Below are 1,130 nucleotides of genomic sequence, written 5' to 3' on the forward strand. Positions count from 1 at the left end.
TGTCCTGAGTCGTTAATTCGTGTGCAGTAGGCGGCGAGGGTGTCGAGGATGTCGTCGGCGGTCTTCGTCCAGATGAACGGCTTGGGGTTCTTGTTCCACTCGTTGATCCAGCCTCGGATGTCCCGTTCGAGCTCGACGACGCTGCGGTGGGCTGAGCGGCGGAGTTTGCGGCAGGTCAGCTCGGCGAACCAGCGTTCGACGAGGTTGAGCCAGGACGCCGAGGTGGGGGTGAAGTGCAGGTGGAAGCGGGGGTGTCGCAGCAGCCACTTCTTGACCGGCTCGGTCTTGTGGGTGGCGTAGTTGTCCAGGATCAGGTGGAGTTCGAGGTGCTTGGGTACGGCGGCGTCGATGACCTTCAGGAAGCGGAGGAACTCCTGGTGGCGGTGGCGGCGGTAGTGCTGGGCTATGACCGAGCCGGAGGCGATGTCCAGGGCGGCGAAGAGGCTGGTCGTGCCGTGCCGGACGTAGTCGTGCGTCATCTTCGTCGGCGTGGTCGGCGCCATCGGCAGTACCGGCTGGGTCCGGTCCAGGGCCTGTATCTGAGACTTCTCGTCCACCGCCAGGACCAGGGCGTTCTCCGGTGGGGACAGGTAAATGCCCACCACGTCGCGGACCTTGGTCACGAACTGCGGGTCGGTCGACAGCTTCCACGTCTCCACGATGTGCGGCTTGAGACCGAACGCCCGCCAGATCCGCGAGACAGCCGACTGCGACATGCTCTCTGCCTCGGCCATCGAACGCGTCGACCAGTGCGAATCACCCGTCGGCGGCGCCTGGCCAAGCGTCCTCGCGACCAGGGCTTCGACCTGCTCGTCCGTGATCTGCCGCGGCGCCCCCGAACGCGGCCGGTCCACCAGGCCCTCCAGCCGGTCCGCAACGAACCGGGACCGCCACTTACGCACCGTCTCCCGCGAGATGCCCAGGTCATCCGCGACCCGCGCGTTCGACGCGCCGTCCGCACACGCCAGCACGATCCTCGACCGCAACACCAGCGCCTGAGACGCCGTCTGCTTGCGCAACCAGCCCCGCAGCACCCGGCGTTCGTGATCGGACAGCTCCAGAGGCAACGGCTTCGGACCAGGCATCACCCCACCCTACAACCGCAAGCGAACTAACGACTCAGGACACTA

The 1,130-nt window shown here is 66.3% G+C and carries 1 protein-coding gene; it reads right to left on the minus strand.

Going from position 1 to position 1,130, the window contains the following annotated elements:
- On the minus strand, nucleotides 1-1,085 hold a 1,085-nt coding region (locus ACZ4SA_RS36980; protein ID WP_468283274.1), incomplete at its 3' end, for an IS630 family transposase.
- Nucleotides 1,086-1,130: the final 45 nt, after the last annotated feature.

It is taken from the genome of Streptomyces sp. NPDC027962, from assembly GCF_055566095.1.